Source organism: Sorangiineae bacterium MSr12523 (assembly GCA_037157775.1).
GTDB classification, from domain to species: domain Bacteria; phylum Myxococcota_A; class Polyangia; order Polyangiales; family Polyangiaceae; genus Pendulispora; species Pendulispora brunnea.
This window is the reverse complement of sequence record CP089982.1, coordinates 10759447-10785110: the sequence shown is the minus strand read 5'-3', so window position 1 is coordinate 10785110 and position 25664 is coordinate 10759447. Positions and strand designations below refer to the sequence as shown.

The 25664-nt window shown below is 66.0% G+C and carries 18 protein-coding genes; 13 read left to right on the top strand and 5 right to left on the bottom strand.

Going from position 1 to position 25664, the window contains the following annotated elements; translation table 11 throughout:
• Positions 1 to 314: 314 nt before the first annotated feature.
• The gene (locus LZC95_42485) at positions 315 to 1979 is read left to right on the top strand and encodes an ABC transporter ATP-binding protein/permease (protein ID WXA93107.1); all 1665 of its coding nucleotides are present in this window, start codon (positions 315 to 317) and stop codon (positions 1977 to 1979) included.
• Between the two features lie 14 nt (positions 1980 to 1993).
• On the opposite strand, the gene LZC95_42480 is transcribed toward LZC95_42485, so the two are convergent.
• Positions 1994 to 2950 (bottom strand): hypothetical protein, encoded by a 957-nt coding sequence (locus LZC95_42480; GenBank protein WXA93106.1) that lies wholly within the window; start codon positions 2948 to 2950, stop codon positions 1994 to 1996.
• A 35-nt stretch (positions 2951 to 2985) separates the two neighbouring features.
• On the opposite strand from LZC95_42480, the gene LZC95_42475 reads away from it, so the two are divergent.
• From LZC95_42475 to LZC95_42455, 5 genes are all read left to right on the top strand, one after another.
• Positions 2986 to 4329, top strand: a complete 1344-nt coding sequence (locus tag LZC95_42475) for a HEAT repeat domain-containing protein (protein WXA93105.1) — start codon at positions 2986 to 2988, stop codon at positions 4327 to 4329.
• Between the two features lie 9 nt (positions 4330 to 4338).
• Entirely contained in the window at positions 4339 to 5346 is a 1008-nt protein-coding gene (locus LZC95_42470; GenBank protein ID WXA93104.1) for a TRAP transporter TatT component family protein, read from the top strand.
• 320 nt (positions 5347 to 5666) lie between these two features.
• On the top strand, positions 5667 to 6686 hold the full coding sequence (dctP, locus tag LZC95_42465) for a TRAP transporter substrate-binding protein DctP (GenBank protein ID WXA93103.1): 1020 nt from the start codon (positions 5667 to 5669) through the stop codon (positions 6684 to 6686).
• Between the two features lie 98 nt (positions 6687 to 6784).
• Positions 6785 to 8137 carry a TRAP transporter small permease gene (locus tag LZC95_42460; protein ID WXA93102.1) on the top strand — a complete coding sequence of 451 codons (1353 nt, stop codon included), beginning with the start codon at positions 6785 to 6787 and terminating at the stop codon, positions 8135 to 8137.
• Positions 8134 to 9870: a TRAP transporter large permease gene (locus LZC95_42455; GenBank protein ID WXA93101.1), complete on the top strand. Its 1737-nt coding sequence runs from the start codon at positions 8134 to 8136 to the stop codon at positions 9868 to 9870. Before LZC95_42460 ends, LZC95_42455 begins: the two co-directional genes overlap by 4 nt.
• 33 nt (positions 9871 to 9903) lie before the next feature.
• On the opposite strand, the gene LZC95_42450 is transcribed toward LZC95_42455, so the two are convergent.
• From LZC95_42450 to LZC95_42440, 3 genes are all read right to left on the bottom strand, one after another.
• Positions 9904 to 10623: a hypothetical protein gene (locus tag LZC95_42450; protein WXA93100.1), complete on the bottom strand. Its 720-nt coding sequence runs from the start codon at positions 10621 to 10623 to the stop codon at positions 9904 to 9906.
• A 68-nt stretch (positions 10624 to 10691) separates the two neighbouring features.
• On the bottom strand, positions 10692 to 11162 hold the full coding sequence (locus LZC95_42445) for a nucleotidyltransferase (GenBank protein ID WXA93099.1): 471 nt from the start codon (positions 11160 to 11162) through the stop codon (positions 10692 to 10694).
• A 233-nt stretch (positions 11163 to 11395) separates the two neighbouring features.
• Complete coding sequence (locus LZC95_42440) at positions 11396 to 12817, bottom strand: MATE family efflux transporter (GenBank protein WXA93098.1); 1422 nt, start codon at positions 12815 to 12817, stop codon at positions 11396 to 11398.
• A 93-nt stretch (positions 12818 to 12910) separates the two neighbouring features.
• Between LZC95_42440 and LZC95_42435 the strand changes: the two genes are divergently transcribed.
• From LZC95_42435 to LZC95_42405, 7 genes are all read left to right on the top strand, one after another.
• A complete protein-coding gene (locus LZC95_42435) occupies positions 12911 to 13681 on the top strand; it encodes an OmpA family protein (protein ID WXA93097.1) in 771 nt (256 codons plus the stop codon).
• An 82-nt stretch (positions 13682 to 13763) separates the two neighbouring features.
• Complete coding sequence (locus LZC95_42430; protein ID WXA93096.1) at positions 13764 to 14483, top strand: tetratricopeptide repeat protein; 720 nt, start codon at positions 13764 to 13766, stop codon at positions 14481 to 14483.
• Between the two features lie 66 nt (positions 14484 to 14549).
• Positions 14550 to 17141, top strand: a complete 2592-nt coding sequence (locus LZC95_42425) for a protein kinase (protein ID WXA93095.1) — start codon at positions 14550 to 14552, stop codon at positions 17139 to 17141.
• Between the two features lie 21 nt (positions 17142 to 17162).
• Positions 17163 to 20510 carry a carbamoyl-phosphate synthase large subunit gene (gene carB / locus LZC95_42420; protein WXA93094.1) on the top strand — a complete coding sequence of 1116 codons (3348 nt, stop codon included), beginning with the start codon at positions 17163 to 17165 and terminating at the stop codon, positions 20508 to 20510.
• A 44-nt stretch (positions 20511 to 20554) separates the two neighbouring features.
• Positions 20555 to 21838, top strand: a complete 1284-nt coding sequence (locus LZC95_42415) for an FAD-dependent oxidoreductase (GenBank protein ID WXA93093.1) — start codon at positions 20555 to 20557, stop codon at positions 21836 to 21838.
• Between the two features lie 7 nt (positions 21839 to 21845).
• On the top strand, positions 21846 to 22784 hold the full coding sequence (locus LZC95_42410; GenBank protein ID WXA93092.1) for a sigma-70 family RNA polymerase sigma factor: 939 nt from the start codon (positions 21846 to 21848) through the stop codon (positions 22782 to 22784).
• Positions 22785 to 22960: 176 nt separating this feature from the next.
• On the top strand, positions 22961 to 23752 hold the full coding sequence (locus LZC95_42405; GenBank protein ID WXA93091.1) for an FHA domain-containing protein: 792 nt from the start codon (positions 22961 to 22963) through the stop codon (positions 23750 to 23752).
• A 12-nt stretch (positions 23753 to 23764) separates the two neighbouring features.
• Here LZC95_42405 and LZC95_42400 read toward each other — a convergent pair whose 3' ends face one another.
• A complete protein-coding gene (locus tag LZC95_42400) occupies positions 23765 to 25657 on the bottom strand; it encodes an aspartyl protease family protein (protein ID WXA93090.1) in 1893 nt (630 codons plus the stop codon).
• Between the last annotated feature and the right edge of the window lie 7 nt (positions 25658 to 25664).

The window sequence follows — 25664 nt, the reverse complement described above, 5'->3', positions numbered from 1 at the left end:
CCCTAGGGCTTGTGCTACGTGCGGGCGCAGCAAGGGTTTTGGGTGCAGCGACTGCGTGATTTTTTTCACGCTCCGAAGGAGATTCGGACCTGGCGGTACGCTTCGTTTGCATCTCGGGTCAAAAGGCGTTGATGGCAACGTAAGACCGGCTTGCGCCGCTGTCGTGGGCGGGATGCACGATGGTGCCGAGTTCCAGCCGACGCTGGATTTAGGGGCGTGTGCTGCGATAAGCGAGAGTCACTTCAGTTGTGACAGTCCCTCGTCTTCCATATGGCCGTTTGGGGCTCGTCATTTTGAAGCGTCCCGGGCGCGTCGTGCTTTTTCTCGTCGCAGCCGTCATGCACGCCATCGGCCACGCCAGCGTGGCGCTCACCGCAGGCGTGCTGGCACGGGCACTTCTTGGGGGCGGTCTCCCGGAGGGCGGGGGATCCAGTGGACACGTTTTTGCCGCTCTGCGTGGATGTACTGCTTGGGTCTCCACTGATCCCGCTGTCGTGGCGGCTGTGGTCGGTCTCGGTGCGATGCTCCTCAAGGTCGCGGGGCAGAGCGCGTCGGTTTATGTGCAGGCGCAACTTGCGGGAGAGGTGGGCCTCTGGGTGCGGCAGCGCGTGCTCGACGCGTGGTTGAGTGATCATCGTTGGCGTGCGGTACGACAGCGAGATCATGGCGGGAAAGACGGGACGGACGTGTCCGACGTGGGGATGCGTGGTCCCTGGGCTCAGCATGTCGCTGCGTTGACCGAGCGCGTACATGATCTGGAACGAGGCTTGGAATTCGGCCTCCTCGGTGGAGTACGCGCGATTGCCCAGTTGGTTCCGCTCGCGGTGGTGCTCGTGGCGATTTCTCCGCGGCTGGCGGCGGCCTCGATCTTCGTGTTCGCGCCATTTGGCGCGTTGCTGGGGTACGTGCGCAAAAAGTACAAGCGCGGCTTGAAGACACGCGCGCAGCAAGGCGAGGCCCTGCTCGAGGCAGCCGACGAGGCCGTGCGGCACGCGGATCTTTGGGCCACGTACGGTGCCGTGCCGAAGGTGCAGGCGCACATGGCACGTTTGGGACGCGAGATGACGGATCATGCAGCGCGCATGGAGATGTCCGCGGCCACGCTGTCGGGATCGAACGAAATTCTGGGAGCGCTGGCCTTGGTGCTGGCGTTGTTCGCCGCCCGGGCGGGTTGGCTTGGGGCGGGTGCGGGTGGCGGGACCTTGCTGCCATTCGCGATCGCGTTTTTCCTGGCCTATCGGCCTCTGCGCGAGTTGACCGACGCGCGGCTCGCGTGGGTGCGTGCGCGCGTCGCGATGGAAACCCTGGGCGATCTCTCTCCGCTCCCAAGCGCAGAACGAGAAGAATCGCGAGCGGGAGCGGGGAACGAGCCGGGGGATCTGCAGATCGAGGGGCTTCGGCTAGGGCGCGGCGAGGCGGGCGCGATTTCGTTTTGCGCGAAGGCGGGCGAGATCGTCGTCCTTTTGGGAAGGACCGGCGTGGGGAAGACGACGTTGCTGCGCACGTTGCTCGGGCTCGAGAAGGCGGTAACGGGTCGCGTGATCTACGGCGGCGCCGATGTGACGGATGCGCCGATCGGGCCGGCGGCGCGGCCGTTTGCGTGGGTGCCGCAGGACTCGCCGTTGCTTCTCGACACGCTCGAGGCAAATGTATGCGTCGCACCCGAGGCCGACGGGGCGGAAGCCTGCCTCGATGCGCTGGGCGCGCATCATCTAGTGACGCAGCTTGGAACGCGCCGGCTCGGCTCCGATGAGCGCCCTGTGTCGGGTGGGGAGCGTCAGTGGATCGGGTTGGCGCGCGCCATGGCGACGAAAGCGCCCGTGCTGTTGCTCGACGAACCGACCAATGGGCTCGATCGTGAGGCGCAGGCGCGGGTGCTCGACGCGATCGCGCGGCTGCGGGGGACGCGAACGGTCATTCTCGTTACACACCGGACGGAACCGACCGCGGTCGCGGACACAATCGTCCGGCTAAACTAGACGCGCGATGCTCTCTAGGAGGAGGGGGCGGTCAGCATCCGCAACGTCGGCCCTGCCGTGACCTCGACCCAGGGGGCGCGCAACACATCGCCGTCGAGAACGTACGCATCGACCGGTCCGGTGAAGGTCACGCGGAACGAGCGGGCCAGTCGATCGATGTGATCGCGTCCGCGCAGCGGCTTGCCGGCGAGCACGAGGGGCATCTGTGGACCGAGGCGCTTGGCGCCCAGCGGGCTGGCGACAACGTGCACGCGATTCGGATCCTCGCCGGCGCGGTAGAGAACGCGCATCGATAGCCCCAGGTTGCGCACCACGCTGGCGACCACGAGGCTGTAGGCGTTGGGCAACTGCATTTCGCCATCGACGGACAAGGTGCAGGGCAGCGGCGTCAGCACCTTTCGTGCGAGCTTTCCACCCGTGAGCGAGCCGGCGAAGATGCGCGCCACGATGCGCGCTGCGCCTGCGTACCCCTGTTGCGGCGAGGCGTAGTACACGTCGAAGAACTGCGACACGAGGCCGGTGCCGAAGATAAAGCCGACGCGGTTGCCGCCTTGGGCGTCGCGCACGCGCAACGTGGGACGCAACGTGGTGCGCGCGGCGCCGTTGTCGACGGCGGCGAGCAGGCGCGCGGCGTACGGCTCGGTGGGGCCGGACAGGCCCCAGTTGCGCGCGACCGTGGCGACGGTGCCGCCGGGCGCGAGGGCGATGCTGGGAAGGGGCCGCTCGCCGAAGGCGCGCTCCAGCGCGGTGATGCCGGCCATGTACGAGCCGTCGCCGCCGGCCAAGACGACGCGGTCATCCGTGCCGTTGGCCGCCGCGGCGATGGCATGGGCGGCGCGGTCGAGTTCGTCGAAAGAGCGCGTTTCATAGATCTTCCGCGCCGCTCCGCCCGGGGCGGCTCGGGTGAGGGTGCGGTAAAGCGCGCCCTCGGACCGAAGGTGCCGCGCGAGGCGATTGACGATGACGTGCACCAAAGCGTCCTCGCCGTTAGCATGGCGCGGAAAAGATGAGCGAAAAAGTTCGAGCCGGGTGGCACTTCGCGGGGATGACGGCCGTGCTCGCGATCGTGGCGGGCTGCGGAGGGTCTCCGGCGATGCGTGCCGCGGAGCATGGCGACTGGGCGGCCCTGCGCGCGCGGATTGCGGATGCACATCGTACGGGCAAGCTGACCAACGCGGAGGCGACCGATCTCGCGCGCAAGGTGGCCCGGCGCGAGATCACGACGGCACCCGCGAATCGCGCGGTCGCCCGCGTGCGCGACGTGGGCGGGTGCGCGCGCGAGCTGGACGGCGTGCTGGCCTCCCGCATGGATACGCACGACGACGCGGGGGCCGAGGCGGCATGGATGCGCATCGACTCGGGAGAGCTCGGCCTTGGCAGCGCGCGCTCGTACACCGGCGATACGACCGACGCGTGGCGCGCGGTGGGGGCACGCGGTCTCTCGCGGAAGAAGGATACGCAGGCGCGCCTCGCGGCCATGGGCGACGGAAGCCCGCGGGTGCGTCGTGCGGCGATGCGCGCATCGGCGGAGGCGGATCCCGACGATGCGACCGACGCCGAGGTGGAGCTTCTCGCGACGGTGGCCCGTGTCGATCCGGAGGGCATCGTGCGCTCGGACGCGGTGCGGGCGCTCGCATCCATCGGCGGCGAGAAGGTCGTGGGCAAGCTGCGCGATCTCTGGACCAACGGCGACGACGGCGTGCGCGAGGCGATTGCGGTCGCGTGGAGTTCCCCGCGCGTCTATGCGCACGGCGGTGCGGCGCCGCTGCGTCTCTTGGTGGCTGCGGAGCATGGCCCGGGTGCCATCGAGGCGGCATCGGCGGCCGCTCGCCGCAAGGAAATCGATCCAGGCATCCGCAGTTCGGCCGTGGCCCTTCTGGCGCGCACCATCGTGAGCGGCTCGCGGCGCGATCGCCTTCACGCGATGTCCATCGCGCCGTTGGCGGAGCCGGACATCGTGGAGGCCTTTCGAAAGGCCGCGAAGGATGGGAGCCGGGGTAGCGATCGCGAAATGGAAATCGCGGCCCAGTCGCGGCTACTGGGAAGTGGGCCCGACCGGGCGGCTGCAATTCAGGTGCTCGAGGTCCGCGCCGGTGAGGATACCGGGCGCATGGCCGTAAATGCGCGGTCGGCGTTGGCCAGCGTCGGGCATCTGCGCATCCAAGCGTGGATCGAGCGCGACCTTACGGCCCAAGATGCGTGGGTGCGGCTTCAGGCGGCGGCCTCGCTGGGGGCGCTGGGCCGGGCTGCGCGTGGGGCTCCGCTCTTGGCCGATGCCGATCCGGAAGTGCGTACCCGCGCCGCGTGCACCCTGATCATGGCTTCACGAATCAAATCGACGAATCGTTGACGAAGTGCGATGTCCCTCGTATCCCTGGGGCTCATGAGCTCGTCGTCGATGCGATCGTTCCTCCGGCGCTGTCTCCCCCTCGCAACCATTGCCACCATGAGCGTGTTCGGCACGGGCTGCATCAAATCGATGCTCACCAACGGCCAGATCAGCGCCACCCGGCAGGCCTCTTCGAGCTTCAACACGATTGGCGATTACGAATTGGCCAGGAGTGCGGCATCGGCCGGGCTCACGCAATTCGAGGGGATGCACGTCCTCGCCCCGGACAACGAAGATGCGCTGTTTCTGCTCACCAAAGGGTGGGTCGGGTACGCGTTCGCGTTTCCGGAGGACGACTTCGAGGCAGCCTCGGACTCGGGCGATGAGGAGTTGGCCGACTACCACAAGAAGCGCGCGCGCATGGGCTACGAGCGGGCCATCTTCTATGGCATCGAGCTGCTGAAAGCCAAGGCGAGCGGCTTCGACGATGCGAAGAAGAACGACGCGTCGTTGCGCCAGTGGCTCGAGAAGAACTTCACCTCGAAGGACGATGCCGAAACGCTGTTTTGGATTGGCTACGCCTGGCTCGGGCGTGTGAACATCGCCAAAGACGATCCGGTGCTCGTCGCCGATCTCTTCGTCGGGGTGGCCCTGCTCGACCGCAGCGCCAAGCTCGATCCGACGGTCATGCATTACGGCGCCCAAACGGCGATTGCGGCCTACCACGCGCGTTCCGCGGTGGCGGAATTGGACCAGGCGAAAACGCAATTCGAGGACGTGCTCGCAAAGACCCAGCACAAATCGCTTGTGGTTCAGCTTAATTACGCAACGCGTTATGCTTGTTTGAAGGGCGACCGGGGGCTTTATGAAAAGCTGATCAATGAAGTGCTTTCGGCCGAAGATCCGGATCCGGAACAGCGCCTGACCAACACCGTGGCAAAACGCCGCGCCAAGCGGGCCCTTGGAAAAACGCGCATGTCGGATTGCGGATTCGATATGTCGGCGCCCGCGGCGAAGCCGAATCCCTCGAAGACCTGAAGCAGAGCGCGGTATTCGGCGCAGAATGCAAAATCGATGGCTGATGAGGCCTAGGAGGGCCCCAGGCCCGAATGAACCGGTCGCAGAATGCAAAATCGATGGCTGATGAGGCCTAGGAGGGCCCCAGGCCCGAATGAACCGGTCGCAGAATGCAAAATCGATGGCTGATGAGGCCTAGGAGGGCCCCAGGCCCGAATGAACCGGTCGCAGAATGCAAAATCGATGGCTGATGAGGCCTAGGAGGGCCCCAGGCCCGAATGAATGACGGGATCTTCATCCTCGTCCAAGAACAAACGTGCCGGCTGAAGGAGGTGCAGTGGATGCTTCGTAGATTGGTCGTGATGCTCGCGGTGTTCGCCGTCGTTTTGGGGGCGGCGACCTCGGCGCGAGCGGAAGGGACAACCCTCAAGATAGGGACTTTGGCCCCCAAAGAGTCCCCGTGGGGCAAGGTCTTCACCGTTTGGCAGAAGGGATTCAAGGAGCGCACCGGTGGCGCGGCCGAGATTCAATTCTTCTTCAACGGGACGCAGGGGGACGAGGCGGCCATGGTCGGGAAAATCCGCACCGGGCAGCTCGACGGGGCGGCGGTCACCGCCATCGGTCTCGGTCAGATTTACAAGCAAGTGCTCATCTTGCAGGTCCCCGGCCTCTTTTCGTCGTGGGAAAAGCTCGACGCGGCCCGTGCGAAATTCAAGCCGACCATCGATGCGGAGTTCGAAAAGGCGGGCTTCAAGAACATTGGTGAGGGCGACGTCGGCGTGGCCCACATCATGTCGAAGGGCTTTCCCGTCAAGGTGCCGGCGGACTTGAAGAAGCGGGGCACGTGTTTCATCCAGGGCGATCCCATCGTGCCGATGCTCTTTTCGCTGATTGGCGAGGTGACGCCGCGGGCGGTGCAGATCCCCGAAATTACGGGCAATCTCACCTCGGGGGCGGTCAACGTCATCGTGAGCCCGTCGCTGGCGGCCGAGCAGCTTCAGTGGTCGCCGCAACTCACGCACATCAATACGATGACGTCGGGTTATGCGATTGGTGCCTTGGTGTTCTCGTCGGCCAAGGTGAAGTCGCTGCCTGCCGACGTGCAGACCGCGCTGCAGGAGACGGGCGCCATCACCGGCAAGGCACTGACGAACAGCATCCGTGCGGCCGACAAGGCGGCTTACGAGCGGCTGGCCGTCGGCAACCCGAAGGCCAACACCCCGCCGCGCATGACGCCGTACTCGCCCACCGCGGCGGAGAAGGCCGAATGGGACAAGCTGGCCAACGAGACGAAGAACAAGTTGAAGGGCAATCCCTTCGACGCGAACCTGATGGCCCAGGTGGAGGCCGCGGGGAAGTAGGTTTCAGCCTTCCCGCTCCAAGGAGCCTCGCGCTTTCGTGGCGCGGGGCTCTTTCGTTTTGTGTTCGCGCGCGTGAGAAATCGTTACGCTTCCTCGCGATGGACGAGAAGAAGGATCTCCCGCAGGCCGAGGTCGAGCGAGTGGAGCACGTCGAGCACGTCGAGAATGGCGTGGGGCCCGAAATGGTGCCGGCACCAGCCTCGCACCCCGTGGCCCCGCCGGGGCTCCCGAAGCAGCCTTGGGGCGCGCCGTTGGTGCGGGTCGACAAGGTGTGGACGCGGTTCGAGTCGCGCCTTTGTGCATGGGTGCTCGTGGCGGAGATCCTTGCGCTCTGCATCTGGATCTTCCTGAAGGGGATGGCTGCAGGGTATTCCGGCGGCGAGGACAAATCGGGTCTGGTGCTGCGTGCGCTCGTCGGCGCCGTTCTCTTCGGGTTGATTGCGCACAAGGCCCTCAAGCCGAAGGACGCGGGTGGGGGCTCGGGCACGGTGAAGGACGAACCGTACCGCGCCGCGGCGGGCGGCGTGGGCGATGTTTCGCTGAAGGCCGATGCGGCGGCCATTCGCCGGTATTCCGTGGGGACGACGGCGGCGGTCGTCGCCGGGCTGCTCGTGTCGCGGGCATGGGCCAATTTCGGCGCGGAGTATTGCTCCAATTTGCTCAATTGGTTGCAGTCGGCATCGACGTTGACGCTCATCGGCGGGCTTCGCGGCGTGGCCACGCGGCTCACGTTGTGGCTTGCGCTCCTCGGCGCATCGCTCGCCACGGCGCAGGGAAAGCACATCAACGTGGACGTGGTGATGCGCTTTCTCACGCCGAAGCTGCGCGTGCCCGTGGCCGTGCTGGGATGGCTGGCCGCGGCGCTCATGTGCTTTGCCGGCGTGTGGGGGTTCTTCGACAACATTGCCATCGTGGATTTTCACGCCCCGGTGACCGAGCCATGTCCGGAGGATCCGGCGCGGACGTGCGACGTGCCCGCGGGAAAGCGCATCGCGCACGTGGAGAAGGAGCTGGGGACGGACTTGTTCCTGTTGGGGCGGCAGATCTCGCTGGACTTCAAGAGCCTGCCCAAGGTGCTCGGCGGCAAGAACTACAATGATTACCTCGGCGCGAACGAGTGGAACGAATGGCTCGCTGGCTCGTCGTGGAAAGAGCACTACCCGCCCGATGCCGTCGACACGATGCGCATGACGGAGGGCACGCGTGCACCGCTCATCAGCATTCCCGGCGCGGCGGAGAGTGCGCAGGATCTTTTGGTGAAGGACATCAACTTCATCTTTCCCTTCGGGCTCTTGATGATCGGTTTGCGCTTCATCCTTCGCGCGCTCCTCGCGCTGAGCGGCCATGTGCGGGTCGATCCCGATGCGGCGCACGGGGAAGAAGAGGTGGAGGAGACGCAGCTCGAAAAGCACGGCCTCCCGCCGTCGGCTGAGAAAGGGGTGTCGTCGTGAGTGCGGTCGCGCAGGCGAAGCCCTCGGCGGGGGCGAAAGTCGGTTTGTCGCTGGTGGGGCTCTTCGTGCTCCTCGTGGCGTGGGGCGGCGGTCTGGTGGCGGCCTTGGTGGTCGCGCTCGCGCTGCTCGGTACGCCGCTGTTCGCCATCATGGGCGGCGCCAGCGAGATTGCCTGGCTCATGCACCGCGACGCGGCGTACCACCATTTGCGCTACATCGCGCCCACGGTGCTCGACGAGCGGTTCGCGGGCTCGCCCATTTTGGTGACCATTCCGCTCTTTACCTTCGTCGGCTACGTGATGGCCGAATCGAAGACGCCGGACCGCATCGTGCGGGCGTCGAGCGCGTTTTTCGGGTGGATGCCCGGAGGCCTTGCCATCGTCTGCATCGTGGCGAGCGCGTTCTTCACGACGCTGACGGGCGGCAGCGGTGTGACCATCGTGGCCATCGGCGGGCTCCTTTATCCGGCGCTGCGAAAGCAGGGGTACTCGGATGCCTTTGCCTTGGGGCTGGTGACCACGGGCGGATCCTTGGGGCTCCTGCTTCCGCCGTCGCTGCCGATTCTCGTCTATTCGCTGGTCGCCGGCATCGACTTCAACAAGACCTTCAAGGCGGGGCTTCTGCCGGGCGTGCTCGTGATGGTCATGCTGGGCGTCTACGCGGCCTACGTCGGCATGCGCGAAAAGGTGAAGTTGTCGCCGATCAACGGGCGCGAGATGCTCGCGGCGTTGTGGCTCCTCAAATGGGAGCTACTCATTCCGGTGATCATCCTGGGTGGCCTGGGGACGGGGTTGACCTCCCTCGACGAGAGCGCGGGGCTTGCCGCGCTGTACACGTTGGGCATCGAGGTGTTCATCTACAAGGACCTCTCGCTGAAGAAGGACCTTCCACGTCTTGCGAAGTCGTCGATGGCGCTGGCCGGGGCCGTGATTCTGATTTTGGCCATGGCCAATGCGTTGATCAATTATGTCATTCAGGAGCACATTCCGAATCAGGTGCTCGATTTCATGGTCAAGTTGGGTTTGACCAAGACGTGGCAATTCCTGATTGTGCTCAATGTATTTTTGCTCGTATTGGGCATGCTCATGGATGGTTTTAGCGCCATTCTGGTGGCGGTTCCCCTGATTTTGCCCTTCGCGGCGCGCTTCACTCTGGGGCCGTTCCACATGGCCATGATCTTTCTCCTCAATTTGGAGATTGCCTATTGCTGCCCGCCGTTGGGCCTCAATTTGTTCATATCGAGTTTCCGCTTCAATCGGCCCGTGGTCGATTTGTACAAAATCGTATTGCCCTTTGCGGGCATTCTGGCCTTGGCCCTGGTGATGGTGAGCTACATTCCATATTTGAGCGACGTCACCATTCTGACCGACATCCGCGAGGCGCGGGAAACGGCCGCCCGGGTCAACTCACCGCCGCGCGAAGCGTGGCTCCTCGAGTGCGTCCAAGAGGACCGCACGAATCCTCTGCCTTGCTCGGAGGAGGACCGCAAAAAGTGGCCCGGCGGCCAGCTCCCCGAGCCCGCCGCAGCCACCCCGCAGGCCCCGGCCGCAGGTGCGGAGTCCTCGTCGGAGCCGGGTACCGACAGCGAGGACGAGGAGCTCCTCAAATTGATGCGCGGCGCCGACGCCGGGGCGGCGCCCGCCCCGTCCGCGCCGTCGTCGGAGGGCAGCGGCGAGATCAACGAGGAGGAGTTGCTCAAGCAAATGCAGGGCGGCGGAGGTGATGCCGGCTGACTCAATGCGTACTCGGTGGTGTCTCGAAGTCCTCTATTCGCTTTTAGCTCGCAGCTCGGCATTCAGGACTCTCGACGCAATCGTGCCTATCGCTTCCAGGCGACGATCTCGAAATGAGCGATACGCTGTAACTTCCCAGGCGAGAAGCTTAGGGTTGTTTGACTCTGCCGTCAGAAGTAGATGTTTGTCGATCGGAATCCCGGCGGCCTTAAGACGCCCAAAGTAGGAGGCAGGCTGCTCTGCGCGTTTGCGATGATTATCTTTCGCTCCGACGAATCGATAGTTGCCGAGATGATTGATCTCATCGACTGAGAGACCCATGTCGTTCCGAAGACCGCTTTGGGGATAGATGTGGTCGATGTGAGGTTCGTTTGCTTTGTAGCTGACGTGGAATGGACTCGTTCCGAATTGGTCGAGGTAGACGACGTTCAGTAGAATATGTCGGTTTCGAATGCTTATGAGGTGACCAGCACTCAGCTCAGTGTCGTGCGATTTGCCGAAATGTGCCTTGATGGCATTTACAGGAAACCGCCGGTCCAGTGGTCTGCCGACGATTGTGTGCATTGCATTGATAACGCCGTCGGTGGCAGCGCCAAACCATTGAAAGAGTTGCGCTTTATAGTAGTAGGCAACCATCAAGCGTCTGCAGATTTCGTCGGGCTTTGGATTGTGAAACAAAAAATCGAAAAGGGGGACAAGGCTACCGTAACTTTGAACGATCTCGTAGCTGTTCGAATGCGCCTTCGGCGACATCCCACTTTGACGAGACAAATATCGCGCGGCATGGCTAGCCGAGACTTGGGCTCAGATTCGAGCAGCGCTCATTTCGTAGCTGCCTTGCGGCTGCGGATGCGTTCGAGAAGGGCACCGTCTTCGATGTCGCGAGGTCGTCCGGACGCGCGCTTGTTCGTGATGAGATCGTCCAACGAAATGATGCGGGTGGATACACCGTCCACGTCGACGACGAGCGCATGGGCGTACGTTTCATCGAACTCAATGCCGCTCGCGAAGCCCAGAAAGTCGACGCGAAGCGGCGGTGCTCCGAAGTAGAGGATGTCGCTCGCTGTCATCGACCGCGCTGCGTCGACGACGTCACGCGGGGCACCGAATTGGTCGAGTGCCTCCGAAAGGTGTTGCAGATTCTCCGCATCCAGACGAACAAACAGATCCATATCCTTGGTTGCACGCGGCCGTCCGTGAAAGACCACGGCATACCCACCCAGGATGACGTACTTAACGCGCGAGGCGCCGAGTACCTCCAATAGATCTCTGAAGTCGGAGGGGAGAATCATCGTTTTTCAACGCGTGGGTCTCTTCGTGAATGAGCCATGCCGCGCGTAGGCGTTCGGTTGGTTCGACCTGCAGCCAAAAATCAAGGTCGAGTTCGTCGAGTTCGTCGTGGGACTGTGTAACGCCGCCCCACATCGCACGCTGGCGGCGAGCTTCTGCGCGCATGCGAAACGCGTCGTCCATGCTCACGAGAATAGCACGTAATTTCTGCTTGGCCCTTCCGAAGCGGGGCCTGCTAAAGCCGAATCTTCTTCCAGGCGCCGGCGCGGAATTTCAGGGTCATGACGACGGCGGCGAGGGAGGCGTAGATGCAGGCGGCGCTCCAGATGCCGACGAGACCTAGATTCAACACGATGCCCAAGACATAGGCGAAGGGCAGGAGGCAGAAGAAGACGAGGAGGAACTGGGCGACGGCAACGAACTTCGGGTTGCCGGCGCCGAACAAGGCCTCGCTCAGGATCATCGCGACGGCGATGATCGGGGTCATGACGCCCATCATGCGCATGGGGACCAAGGCGGCTTCGCGCACGGCGGGGGAGTGGCTGAGGAAGTGCAGCAGCTGCGGGGTGAAGAGGAGGCCTTCGCAAAGGCCGATTAGGCCAAAGAGCACCAGGCCGAGTCGGACGCTGGCCCAGCCGAAGGCCGATGCATCGTCGGGGCGGCGTGCACCGAGGGATTGCCCCACGAGCGTCGCCGTCGCGGTGCCAAAGGCGATGCAGGCGGTGAAGGTCAGCTTGAGGATGGCCACGATGTCCGTCGTGGCGGCGCCATTGACCGCTTCGGCGATGCCGCCGGCGGCGGTGATGGCGGTTTCGTCGAGCTGGCCGACCACCTTCGAGAAGAGCGCGAAGCCGCCCATCATGATGATGTTCGCCAGCGCCGCCGGGATGGACAGCTTGAGGATGTCCCAATTCAGCTTCGCCGAGAGGTGCGCACGGCGGAAAAGCGAGAAGTCCTGCCGGACCTGGCGCGCGAACCAGAGCATGATGAGCAGCCCGATCCAGGTAGCCAGAAAGGCGCCGAGGCCAGCGCCCGGGGCGCCCATGGCGGGGGCGCCGAGGCGGCCGAAGATGAACATCCAGCAAAAGAGAACGTTGAACACGTTCATGATGAGCGCCGCCACCAAGTGGACGTACGTCTTGCCGATGCCATCGAAGAACGACTTCACGGCCATGGTCGTGGCCATGCCGATGACCCCGAGCAGGCGCCAGCGCGCATAGGCGGTGGCGGTGGCCAGAACCCCCGGGTTTTTCAGCATGAACCCGAGGATGCTCGGGACGGCGAGGTAGCCGACGACCGACAGGACCGCGCCCATCACCACGCAAAAGAAGGTGGCGTTGGTGAGAACGGCGCCGGCGCCGGCGTGGTCACCCTCGGCAAAGCGGCGCGCGGCCAGAGCCTGCGTGCCGACGCTCAATGCGCTCAGCGAGCCGCCGAAAAGCCAGACGATGATGAGCGACGGGAAAAGTGCAGCTTGTCCGTTGGAGCTGTCGGGGTGCGGTAGGTGCGCGAAGAAGAAGACATCGATCTCGTTGACGAAACTCTGGGACAGCATCGCGAAGACCGTGGGCATCGCGAGCCAAAGGATCGTCTTGTACCGATTCGCATCGAAGTCGATGGAGGTGGTGGTGACTTGCGAAATCGGGGCGGTCGCCATTGCTGCGGTGCAGCTCATAGCACGCTCCCCGTGACGACGCGGTGGCGATGTAAGGTTGACAAAGAGGCCGCCCGGCGACTAACCCCCGGAGGTATGACTCTTTCCAGCACGCAATCCGCCCACGGAAAGGTGCGTACCCCGCAAGCCGCGGCGCTTCGCATGTTCGCGTGGATCACGCTGGTGGTCGTCTGCGTCTTTGTCGGATGCGGCGGTCCCAAATGGCCCAATTGCGACAACGATGAGCACTGCAACGCCGACGGCCACAAGGGCGTCTGCCTCAATGGGAAGTGCGTCGACTGTCGCGACGACAAGGGCTGCGCCACCGGACAGAAGTGCGAGTCCGGCCAGTGCTTGGCCGTCGTCGGCTACTGCGACGACAAAAAGGCGTGCCCGGGTGGTGCGCCCTGCGTGAACAACCGCTGCCAGGACAAGGTGGCGGAGGTGCGCGAGTGCAGCGACGAAAAGCCGTGCCCGCAAGGATCGCGTTGCGAAAATGGCCACTGCGTCAAGCCGCCCCAAGGCGGGCCCGGCTGCAGTGACTTCCCCGCGCCCAAGTTCGACTTCGAGCAGGCGACCCTGCGCGATGCGAGCAAGCAGACGCTCCAGCGCCTGGTGGGCTGCCTGACGTCGGGGCCGTTGAAGGGCTCGCGCGTCCTGCTGACGGGGCACTGCGACAACCGCGGTGAGTACGAGTTCAACATGAGCCTCGGCGCCGAGCGCGCGGAGGTGGTGAAAGGCTTCCTCTCGGCTGCGGGAATCGGCGCCGACCGCATTGCCACGTCGTCGCGCGGCAAGCTGGATGCGGTGGGTACGGACGAGGCAGGCTGGGAGAATGATCGCCGCGTCGACATCGAGATTCGCTAGGGTTTCACTAGCGGCAGCAGCCCTCACCCTGGCTACGTCCGGGTGCGGGCTGTTTGCGCTCGAGAAGGATCACAAGGCCGACGTGGCGCGGGTGGACGCGCTCACGAAGACGATCGAGCAGCAAAAGCAGGAGATTGCGACCTTGCGGGCCGATCTCGATGCGACGCGCGAGCGGCTCGACAATGCGACGCGGGCCTATGCCGACAAGGACGAGGACATCGTCGCCCAGAAGAACCGGGTGAACTCGCTCTCCGGCAAGTTGGACGAGGGCAGCCGGGCGGTGGAGGACCTTCGCAAGGAGGTCGGCTCCGTGCGCGAAGAAGTGAATGCGCGCCTCGACGAGTTGAAACGCGCCCAGGAGGTGCAGCCGACCAAGCCTCCGCCCGTGAGCATTCCGGCGGACAAGGCGCAGCACTATTCGGCGACCGAGGCGGCGTATGCGCAGAAGGACTGGGGGCTCACCCGCACCTTGGGGCGCGAGTACGTGTCGCGGTATCCGACGGACGATCGCACGGACGACGTGCTCTTCCTGATGGGCGATGCCGACTTGCTGGAAGGGCGGCCCGCCACGGCGCTGGGCGAGTTCAACCGGGTGTTGAAGCTCAACCCGAAGTCCAATGTGCTCGACAAAACGCTGTACGCGATGGGGCAGTCGTACTTGATGCTGCATGACTGCAACGACGCGAAGCTCGCGTTTCAGTCGTGTGTGAACCGGTACCCGAAGCAGAAGATCGGCATCGACGCAAAGCAGCAAATCGCCACCATCGACAAGAAGCCGCCGGGGTTGTGCGCGCCGCAATGAGGTAGGGCGCCGCCGGCTGGGGCCGAAAATTTGGCCCTTCTGGGGGCGCTCTTTACCGTCCGGCGCATGACCGAGCTAGCGACGGCGGACCGGCCCTCCAAGGCCCCGATCTCGAGCGGATTTTCGGCGGCGTCGCCCTCGGATGCGGCGATGGCCGTGCCCCGCGTGTTCGGGCGGCTGCTTCTCATGAAGCTCCTCGCGCGCGGCGGCATGGGCGATGTCTACCTGGCCGCGACCACGGGCATCGAGGGCGCGGAGCGGCCGTGCGTCGTCAAGACGGTGCGGCGCGATCACATCCACGACGGGTCGTTCCTGGCGCGGTTCCTCGACGAGGCGCGCGTGCAGTCGCAACTGAATCACCCCGGCGTGGCGCAGGTCCTCGAGGCCTCCACCGACGAAGCGGGCGAGCCGTACACCTTGGTCGAGTACGTCGAGGGCCGGTCGCTTGCGGACGTGCGGCAGCGCGCGATCCAACTCGGGGCACGCATTGGTTGGCCGGAGGCGCTGGCGATCGCCATCGAGATGGCGCACGCTCTCGCCCACGTGCACGAGCGCGCAGGGGTGGACGGAACGCCGCTCGGCATCGTGCACCGCGACTTGAGCCCGCAGAACGTGATGATCGGCTACGCCGGCGAAGTGAAGCTGATCGACTTCGGCACCGCGCGCGGTCACAACCGGCGTTGCCACACGGTTGCGGGGGTCGTATTCGCGAAGCCCGGGTACGTGGCCCCCGAGGTTGCGCGGCAGCAGGTCGGCGATGGGCGCATCGACATTTATGCGCTGGGCATCATGCTCTGGGAGCTTTGCGCCGGGCGGCGCTTCCTCACGCAGGATCCGCAGAAGCACCTGGAAGACGCCGCGGCGGGCAAGGTCGTCGTGCCGAAGATCGCCGACGAGATTGGCGCGCCCGCCGACTTGGACACCGTGATTGCGCGGCTCACCGAGAACGAGCCCGACGATCGCTACGCCGCGGCGGCGCAGGCGGCGCACGATCTGGCGAAGATTCTCTCCACCGCACCGGCGGCGAAGGCCGGTGAGCGCGGGGTGCGCGGGCGCGTGTCGGCGCTGATGAAGGTGCTCTGGCCCGCCGAGCCCGCGCGATCGCGCGCCGAGTTCGCGAAGCTGCTCAAGGGCGCGCGGGCGCTTCAGAAGGAGTCCTCGACGCCGGCGGCGGGCGCCGTCGCCGAGCAGGTGCGCGCGCACATGAACGACGATGCGGCGACCTTGCCGGGGACTCCGTATCGGCTGGTGCGCAAGATCGGCGAGGGGGCGAGCGGCGCGGTGTACGAGGCCGAGCACGTGGAGCTCGGGCGGCGCATCGCGCTCAAGGTGCTCGCGCCCGAGCATGCGTCGGCGAAGGACGCGATCGAGCGCTTCCGGCGCGAGGCGCGTGCGATCGCGGCGCTGTCGCATCCGAATCTGTGCCTGCTGTACGACTTCGGGCGCGCGCTCGACGGGCGCGTGTTCCTCGCCATGGAGCTGCTCGACGGCGAGACCTTGGATCTGCGCCTCGCGCGCACGCGCGGCATGGATTTCCGCGAGGCCGTGGAGCTCGCGATCGAAACGACGCGCGCGCTGGAGGCGGCGCACGATGCGAACCTCGTTCACCGCGACTTGAAGCCGGCGAATCTCTTTCTCACGCGCTCGGGCGTCGTGAAGCTGCTCGATTTCGGCGTGGCCATGGCCCTGAGCGACGTGAGCTCGCACGACGAGAAGCGAAACCAAGGGTTCGCGATTTTTGGCACGCCGGAATACATGTCGCCGGAGCAAGTCGCCGGCGATTCGGTCGATGCGCGCTGCGATCTGTACGCGCTCGGGTGCGTGCTTTACGAATTGGTGACGGGAACGCCGCCGTTCGAAGGCTCGTCGAGCGTGCTCGTGATGGGCAAGCAACTGCGCGAGGTGCCGGAGCCCCCGCGCGTGCGCGCCCCGCACCGCGGGATCCCGGAGGCGCTCGAGGACGTCATCATGACCGCGCTCGCCAAGTCGGCGGACAATCGCTTTGCGAGCGCGCGCGCCATGCGCGAGGCGCTGGAAGCGAGCCTGGCGCCGCCCGCGCGGTCCGTTTCCTGGAAGGTGCGCAGGGCGGTGTCGCGGGCCGCGGCTGCGGTTGCGCTCGTTGCGGTGGCGGCTGTGGGTGTGCGCGCCATCGGGCTCGGGCATAACGCGGTTCCAACCCCCGAGGCGAGCTCGTTGGCAACGTCCGCCGTGCCCGTGCCCGTGCCCGTGCCCGAGGCCCCCGTAGTCGAGGCTCGTGCAGCGGACGCCGAAACGGCCACGGGTACGGAGATTGTGGCGCGGACGCTCGATCGTGCGCCCGACCGCCGCCTTCTCGAGGCGCGTTCCTACGCGAAAACGCACATGAGCGACCCCGCGGCCCTGAAAGCGTGGGCGAACGCGGCGGCCAAGGCGGGCGATCTGCGGGATGCGCGGCGCGCTGCCGAGGCGTGGGCGCTGCGGGATGGCAGCGCGGAGCCGCGAATTTTCTTGGCGACGATTCTCGATGGCACTGGACACCGCGCCGACGCGCTCGCCGTGCTCGAGGAGGTCCTCGAAAATCATCCGGATTCCGTCGAGGCGAGACGGCTGCACGCCCGCTACGGGGTTCCGCTCGGTCCGGACCAGAATTCGACACGTAGCTCCATCGCCCGGCGCTGATCTGGTATAGGGCGGGACGCAATGCCCCGCCGGACGGATATCAAGAAGATTCTGCTCCTGGGTGCGGGACCGATCGTGATCGGCCAGGCCTGCGAGTTCGACTATTCGGGCACGCAGGGAGCCAAGGCGCTCTTGGAGGAGGGATACGAGGTCGTCCTCGTCAACTCCAATCCTGCGACGATCATGACCGATCCCGAGCTCGCCTCGCGCACGTACATCGAGCCTCTCGAGTTTCGTACGGTCGCCGCGATCCTCGCCCGAGAGAAGCCTGACGCCATATTGCCCACCCTCGGTGGACAGACCGCGTTGAACCTCGCCCTGGAGTTGCACGAACACGGCGTGCTGCGAGAGCTCGGCGTGGAGATGCTCGGCGCAAAGCCGGCATCGATCGCCAAGGCGGAGGATCGCTCGCTCTTCAAGGCGGCGATGGAGAAGATCGGCCTGCGCTGCCCGCGCGCCGAGGTGGCCAAGTCGGTGGAGCAGGCGCGTGACATCGTCACGCGCACGGGCTTCCCGGCGATTCTGCGCCCCTCGTTCACCCTGGGCGGATCGGGCGGCGGCATCGCCTACGATGCGAGCGAACTCGATGCCAAGGTGGCCTGGGCGCTCGCGCAGTCGCCCACCGCCGAGGTGCTCATCGAGGAGAGCGTGCTCGGTTGGAAGGAGTACGAGCTCGAGGTCATCCGCGACGTGGCGGACAACTTCATCGTGGTCTGTTCGATCGAGAACATCGACCCCATGGGCGTGCACACCGGCGACTCCATCACCGTGGCGCCGGCGATGACCCTCACCGACCGCGAATTCCAGCGGCTGCGCGATGCTTCGCGCGCCGTCATGACGGAAATCGGCGTGGAGACGGGCGGCTCGAACGTGCAGTTCGCGGTGAGCCCCGAAGATGGCCGCGTCTACGTCATCGAGATGAACCCGCGCGTGTCGCGCTCCAGCGCGCTCGCGTCGAAGGCGACGGGCTACCCCATCGCCAAGGTCGCCGCCAAGCTGGCCGTCGGCTATCGCCTGGACGAGCTGACCAACGACATCACCAAGACCAGCGCCGCGTTCGAGCCGGTCATCGACTACGTCGTGGTGAAGTGGCCGCGCTTCGCGTTCGAGAAGTTCCCCGGTGCGGAGAACACCTTGGGCACGCAGATGAAGAGCGTGGGCGAGGCGATGAGCATCGGCCGCACCTTCCCCGAGGCGCTGCAGAAGGCCGGCCGCTCGCTGGAGACCGGAAAAGACGGCCTTTCGTCGCTCCTCGGCAAGGTCGATTACCGCGCACTGGCCGAGCCGAAGAAGGCGCGCGACCTCGGCATGGAGGCCCCCGAGGTGGAGCTTCCGCACGAGCTGCCCCCGGTGGATGCCGCCGTGCAGCTCGAGGCGCTGCGCTCGCTCGTGGGCGTGCCCACCCCGGACCGGCTCTTTTACGTGGCGGATGCGATGCGGCTTGGGATGACCGAGCAAGAGCTGCACGCGCGCACGAAGATCGACCCGTGGTTCTTGGCGCACATCCGGCGCATCATCGACGCCGAGCGCGAGATGGTGAAGCTCGGCCCGGCGACCCTGGAGCGCGAGACCTTGCACCGGTTCAAGCGCCTCGGTTTCTCCGATCGGCAGATCGCACTGATCACGAACAGCACCGAGGACCTCGTGCGCGCCGAGCGGCAGCGCGTGGGCGTCAAGCCGGTGTTCTCGCGGGTCGACACGTGTGCCGCGGAGTTCGTGGCGCACACGCCCTATCTCTACTCGACGTACGACACGGAGAGCGAGTCGGGCGCGAGCGAGGCGACGAAGCGCAAAGTCGTCATCCTCGGCGGCGGGCCGAATCGCATCGGGCAGGGCATCGAGTTCGACTACTGCTGCGTGCACGCGGTGCAGGCGGTGCGGTCGCTCGGGTACGAAGCCGTGATGGTGAACTGCAACCCCGAGACGGTGTCGACCGACTACGACACGTCGGACAGGTTGTACTTCGAGCCGCTCACCTTGGAAGACGTGCTCGCGATCGTCGAAGAAGAGAAGCCCGAGGGCGTCATCGTCCAATTCGGCGGACAGACGCCGCTGAAGCTCGCGGTGCCGCTCGAGCGCGCCGGGGTGAAGCTGCTCGGCACGACGGCGGATGCCATCGACCGCGCCGAAGATCGAGGGCGCTTCGACGAGCTACTCAGCAAGCTCGCGCTCAAAAGGCCGCGCAGCGGCATCGCGCAAGGTGCCGAGGAGGCGATGCGCATCGCCGACGAAATCGGCTACCCGGTGCTGGTGCGCCCGAGCTACGTGCTCGGCGGGCGCGCGATGCTCATCGCGTACACGCGCGAAGAGCTCGCGACCTACGTGCACCGCGCGGTGGAGGCTGCGAGGGATGCGGGGACGACCACCGTCCTCATCGACGAGTTCCTCAAGGACGCCATCGAGGTGGACGTCGACTGCGTCGCGGATGGAAAGCGCGCGGTCATCGGCGGTGTGATGCAGCACATCGAGGAGGCGGGCGTGCACTCGGGCGACTCGTCCTCGGTGCTGCCTCCGCACTCGCTCAGCCCGGAGATCGTGCTCTCCATCGAAGAGCAGACGCGCATGCTGGCGCTGGAGCTCGGGGTGGTGGGGCTGATGAACGTGCAGTTCGCCATCAAAGGCGGCGAGGTGTACGTCCTCGAGGTGAACCCGCGCGCGAGCCGCACTGTGCCCTTCGTCTCCAAGGCCACGGGCCGCCCGCTGGCGCGCATCGCGGCGAGCGTGATGGTGGGCAAGATGCTCGACGAACTGGGCGTCGAGGACGCGATCGTGCCGCGCCACGTCGCGGTGAAAGAAAGCGTGTTCCCCTTCACGAAGTTCCCTGGGGTGGACACGATTCTCGGGCCGGAGATGCGTTCCACCGGTGAGGTGATGGGCATCGCGGATACGTTTGCACGCGCCTTCTGCAAGAGCATGCTCGCCGTCGGGCAAGCGGGGCTCCTGAAGGAGGAGACCCGGTCGACGGTGCGCGCCTTCATCAGCGTGAAGGACGAGGACAAGCCGGTCGCGTGCATCATCGCGCGGCGTCTTCGCGCCATGGGCTTCCAGATCTCCGCCACGCGCGGCACGGCGGCGGCGCTTCAGCGTGCGCGCATCCCGGTGCAGGTCATCAACAAGGTGGCCGAGGGCGCGCCCCATGTCGTCGACGAGATCCGCAGCGGCAAGGTCGGCATGGTGGTGAACACGACCATGGGCGCCCGCGAGGTGCGTGACAGCTTCTCGCTGCGGCGGCAGACGCTCTTGATGAACGTGCCCTACTTCACGACCATCGCGGCCGCGCTCGCTGCATGCGACGCCATCGAGGCCAGCCATGGCGTGCGGACGAGCGTGAAGTCCATCCAGGAGTGGAACAAGCCCGACGCCGTGTAACCTTTCGGCGAGCCTCGTCGTGATCCCTTTGAAAAGAGGTGATCATGACGAGGAGCAACGTAGTGGTGGTTGGCGGCGGGCTTGCGGGCCTCTGTGCGGCGTTGCGCGCGGTGCGGGCAGGGGCCGCGGTGACGCTGTTGGAGCGAGCCGAACGGCTCGGTGGCAGGGGCGCCTCGGACGACGAGAAGGGCTGGGTGTTTAACCAAGGGCCGCACGCGCTGTACCTCGGCGGGCATGCGGAGCGGGTCTTGCGCGCGATGGATGTGCCGTTCGACGGCCTGGTGTTCAAGTCGGCGCATCGCTTCGTCGAGCTTGGCGGGCGCGTGCACCCCATGCCGAGTGGCACCGTGTCGATGCTGGCGAGTGGGCTCATTGGGGTGGGCGGCAAGCTCGAATTGGCCTCGGCGATGAATGCGCTGGCCCATGACGAGGGGCTCGAGGCGGTGCCGCTCGCCGCGTGGGTCGGGCGCGTGAAAAATGCCGAGGCGCGGGTGTTTCTCGCGGCACTCTTTCGCGTGGCGACGTACTGCGCGGATCATGAGCGCATCTCCGCCGCGTGGGCCATGCGCCAGCTGCGCATGACGCTGGCGCATGGCGTGACGTATCTCCACGGCGGCTGGCAAAGCCTCGTCGATCGCCTCGCGGATCGCGCCCGGCAGGCCGGCGTGCGCATTCACACCGGGGTCGCCCCCACTCGCGTGGAACGGGTCGCGCGCGAGGGCCGGCACCTCGCCGTGCACCTGCCCGATGGAGGTGAGCTCGTGGCCGATGCCGTGGTGCTCGCGGTGGGACCGCGCGCGGCGGTCAACTTGGTGCCCGAGAGCGCGTCGCTCGCACGCGCCGCCTCCGATGCCGTGCCCGTGCGCGCGGCGTGCCTCGATGTGGCCCTGCGCGCGCTTCCCAACCCGCGGCACCATTTCACCTTGGGCCTGGATCGCGCGGACTACCTGTCCGTGCACAGCGCCTTCGCACGCCTTGCGCCGGAGGGCGGTGCCGTCATCCACGTGGCGCGCTACTTGGCCGGCGAAACGGTGAAGCCCGGCGTCGTCCGTGCCGAGCTCGAGGGGGTGCTCGATCGCGCGCAGCCGGGCTGGCGATCGCATGTAGCCCACACGCGATTTCTGCCGGCCATGACCGTGGTCAACGACCTGCCTCGCGCATCGGCGCGTGGCGTGCGCACGCCGGTGGCGGTGGCGGACGTGCCGCGCCTTTTTCTGGCCGGCGACTGGGTCGGCGACGAAGGCATGCTTGCGGACGGGGCGTTCGCCAGCGCATACCGCGCGGCAGATCTTGCCCTGGAGGCCACCACCCTGCGCGACGTGGCATGATGACCGAGTGTTGAAGACGGACCCGTCCTACGATGCAGCGTACCGCCAGCACGCAAAGCACGTGTGGGCGATCGTGTACCGTATGACGGGCAGCGCGCAGGATGCCGACGACATCGTGCAGGACACCTTCGTGCGCGCGATGGCCCGCGAGCGACAGCCCGAGGGCGAGATGCGCCCGTGGCTGGGGCGCATTGCCATCAACGCGGGCATCGATCTTCTGCGGCAGCGCCGCCGGCGCGGTTATGTGGGGCCGTGGTTGCCCGAGCCCATCGACACGGAGGACGACGCAAGCCCCGATACGTCGGGCGCGTCCGAGGCGGCCGATGCGGGATACGACTTGCTGGAGAGCGCGTCGTTCGCGTTCCTCTTGGCGCTCGAGGCCCTGCAGCCGCGCCCGCGCGCCGTGCTCCTCTTGCGCGACGTCTTCGACTATTCCGTGCGTGAGGTGGCGGGCGTGCTCGATATGAGCGAGACGCACGTCAAAGTGACGCATCACCGCGCCCGCCGCATGATGGAGACCTACGATCGGGCGCGCTGCATTCCGACGCGGGAGCTGCAGGAGCGAACGCGCGCCGTGCTCGCGTCGCTGATGGCTTCGTTGGCCATGCGCGACACGGAGGCCATCGAGCGCCTTTTGGCCGAAAGCGTGCGCTCGGTCACCGATTCCGACGGCGAGTACATTGCCGCCCGCGTCCCGGTGCGCGGCCGGCAAAAGGTGGCGACCTTCTGGACCAAGACGACGCAGGCCGGCCAGCGCGGTGGCATCGAGGTCGCGCTTCGCATGCTCAATGGCTTGCCCGCCATCGTGGCCTGCCGCTCGTCCAAGCGCGACGGCCTGGCGCCGCGCACGGTCATCATGGTGCAACTCGATGCGCACGGCGTCGTAACCGAATTGCGCACCATCGTGGCGCTTTCCAAGCTGGCCCGCCTGCTGGCGCGAGGCTGAACGCCCGGACGCTGCAAATGCGTTCGCCAAGGACATCGTGCAGCGTTTTCGGCCGGACGGAAGAAAGCCCGTGCGGACGGATGCTAGGCTGATCGGGCCTGTTGGGGCGGTCTGGCCAACCTGGAAGCACAACGGCGCTCGCGAATTTCGATCGATTGACTATGCTGTGTGGTGGGATGGCCCAACCGACTCGGCGCCTCATCGTCGCACGCGGATTGAACGTGGGGGCCCAGCTCATCATCAACCACGACGTGAAGATGGTAGGCCGGGCGCGCGATGCCAATCTGCGCCTCGACGATCGGTCCGTGTCGCGCCATCACTTCCACGTCGTGGCCACGGAGCAGGGCGCGCGCATTCACGTGTGCGATGGCGCCGCGCCGCTTCTCTATCGCGGCAAAGAGATCGCGGAGGCCATCGTCAAAGTGGGCGACACCGTGGTCGTGGGCGACACGTACCTGCTGGTGACCGAGGCGGCCGACGCGGACGACTTCGAGGAAGTGCCCCGCTACCGCGCCTCGATCACGAAGGACGTGCACACCCTCTTCACGGGCGTCGCCGCCGACGTGCGGGGGCTCGCGGCGGTGTTTGCCCTGGACGAAGCGCTGGGCGGCGCCACCGATCCGCCGTCGATCGCGCGCGCGTTGGAGGGCTGGGCAAAGTCGTACGCCGAGTGCGAGGTGGTCGAATTCGTTCCGCCCAGCGGCGAGCAGCCGGCCTCGCGCGATGGCCTCACCGTGCTCGAAATGGCCACCGGCGACGGCCGCACGAAGATTGCCGTTCCCCTTCCGGGAACATCGGCCGGGTGGCTCGAGTTCACCACGCGCACGCGCGACAAGGTGACCGACTCGCTGCGCCGCCTTCTCGTCGTCGCCGGCCGCATTTGTGCCCTGCGCTTTGCCCTCGCGCAAGCCGTGCAGGATGCACGCGAGACCACGCCGCCAACGACCGAGGAGCCGTGGCGGCGCTAAGCACTTCGACCTTTACGGCACGAGTTCGCGCAGGGTGAGCGTCACGTCCTGACGTTTCCCGTCACGTTCCACGGCGAGCCGCACCTTGGTGCCCGGCGCTTGCCGGACTTTTTGATACAGATCCGCCGAGGAAAGGCGATCCGCGGGGACGCCGTCGATGGCCACGAAGGTATCGCCGACCTTGAGGCCCGCCGCCGCCGCGGGGCCGTCTTTGATGACGGTGTGGATGCGGAACGTGTCCGCCTTGGCCTTGCCCGCACCGAATCCTGCGCGGGGTGCAGGCCAGATCTTCGGCGCCTTGCGCGGTTCGAGCTGCATCGTCTTCGCGCGGTAGTCGAAGGTGATGTTGAAGCGCGGAAAGACGGTCTGGCCGATGTTCCCCGCTTCGCCCGTGGCCGCGAACGCGCCGCCCTTGTCGAGGGCAAGGCGCGCGAGGAGATCTTTGACCACCAGGCCTTCGATTTCCATGCCTTGCGCGCGCGCCAAGTAATTCACCGACTCGCCACCGGCCCCGAAGGAGGTGAGCGGCATGCCGGCGCGGTAACGGTCGGCGAGGCCATTCTTGGTGGCCCACTCGCCGAAGATGACCACGTCGCCCGAGTTGCCGGTGTCGATGCCGAACATGCCCTCGTGGCCGTCGAGTTTGGCGCGGATCATGGGCATATCGAGGGTGAACTCGATGGGCACGCGCGTGCCCGTGGCTGGCGGTGGCGCGCCGGCAGGGGAGAGCTGGATCGTGTTGGCGTCGTAGTCGATGCGAACGGTGAACCGGTCGAACACCTCGAGGCCCAAGACGCCCACGATGGGCGGCTTTTTCCCGCGATCCAGCATGGAATACGGGAACGGCATGATCAAAAAGGGCTGATCGATCATGTCCGCGCCGCCGAGTCGGAACGAGGCCACCTTCGTGTACTTCGTGGGCGTCGAGCCTTCGCCCGAGCCATAGCTGATGCCGCCTCCGACCGCCGCGAGGCCCTGTTGCGCCGCGAACTCGGGGGTCACGATGGAGTGGCCACCCGTGTCGAGGATGAAGAGGAAGGGCCCTTTGCCATTCACCTTCGCCTCGACGAGGAAGCGACCCCCCGGATCCAGGTGCATCGCAGCCAGGGTTTTCGGCGTGGTCATGCGCACGTCGGTGACCTTGTTGGAGGGCACGGCGTAGTCGGCATCCGACGCGTTGCCCGTCTCGATGCGGTACGACGCGATGGTCAGCGCCTCGTCGTCTTGCGTCTGAATGGAGAAGGGGAGCTGCAGTTTGCCGTCCACGGGGCGGTAATCCGCATACTTCGTCACGCGCGGGTGAAACGACAGGTGCATGCTGGTGCGGTCGACCAAGTAGCTCTTGGGGTCGATGCGCATCGTGATGGTGCGTCCGCCCTCGGGTATCACCTCCAGCTTTTCCCAGGGGCGCCCGTGCTCCTCGAACTGCGAGCGGCGAAATTGCGCTTTGAACCGGTCCGGAAACAGGTAACCGTGGCTGGCCAAGTAAACTTCGGACACGGCAATGGCCTTCGCCTCCGCGGTGTCGAGCGCGTGCGGCTGCCCGCCGGCATCCTGGCGCCAGCGCTGCTTGCCGTCGAAGCCTTCGCCCACGACGAACACCTCGTGCGCGGCGTGCAGGGCGAAGCGGCCCTGGAGGTCCTCATCCAGGGTGAACGTGCCCTTGACACCGTCGAAGACCGCGTCGCCTTTCGCGTGCAGCGCACGCACCTCGCCCCAGTGTTGGGCGCCCGTTGCGGTTTTCATGCGCTGAATCAGCGCCATGGCATCGTCTGCGGCCACGGGCGCCGCCGGCGCGGGGCTGGACGCCGCGGTCGGCGTTGCGGAAGGGGCGGCGGGCTCGGGTGACGACGACCCGCACGCGAGCAAGAACAAGGTCAATGGGAGGGAAAGCGTCCTTTTCATACAGATC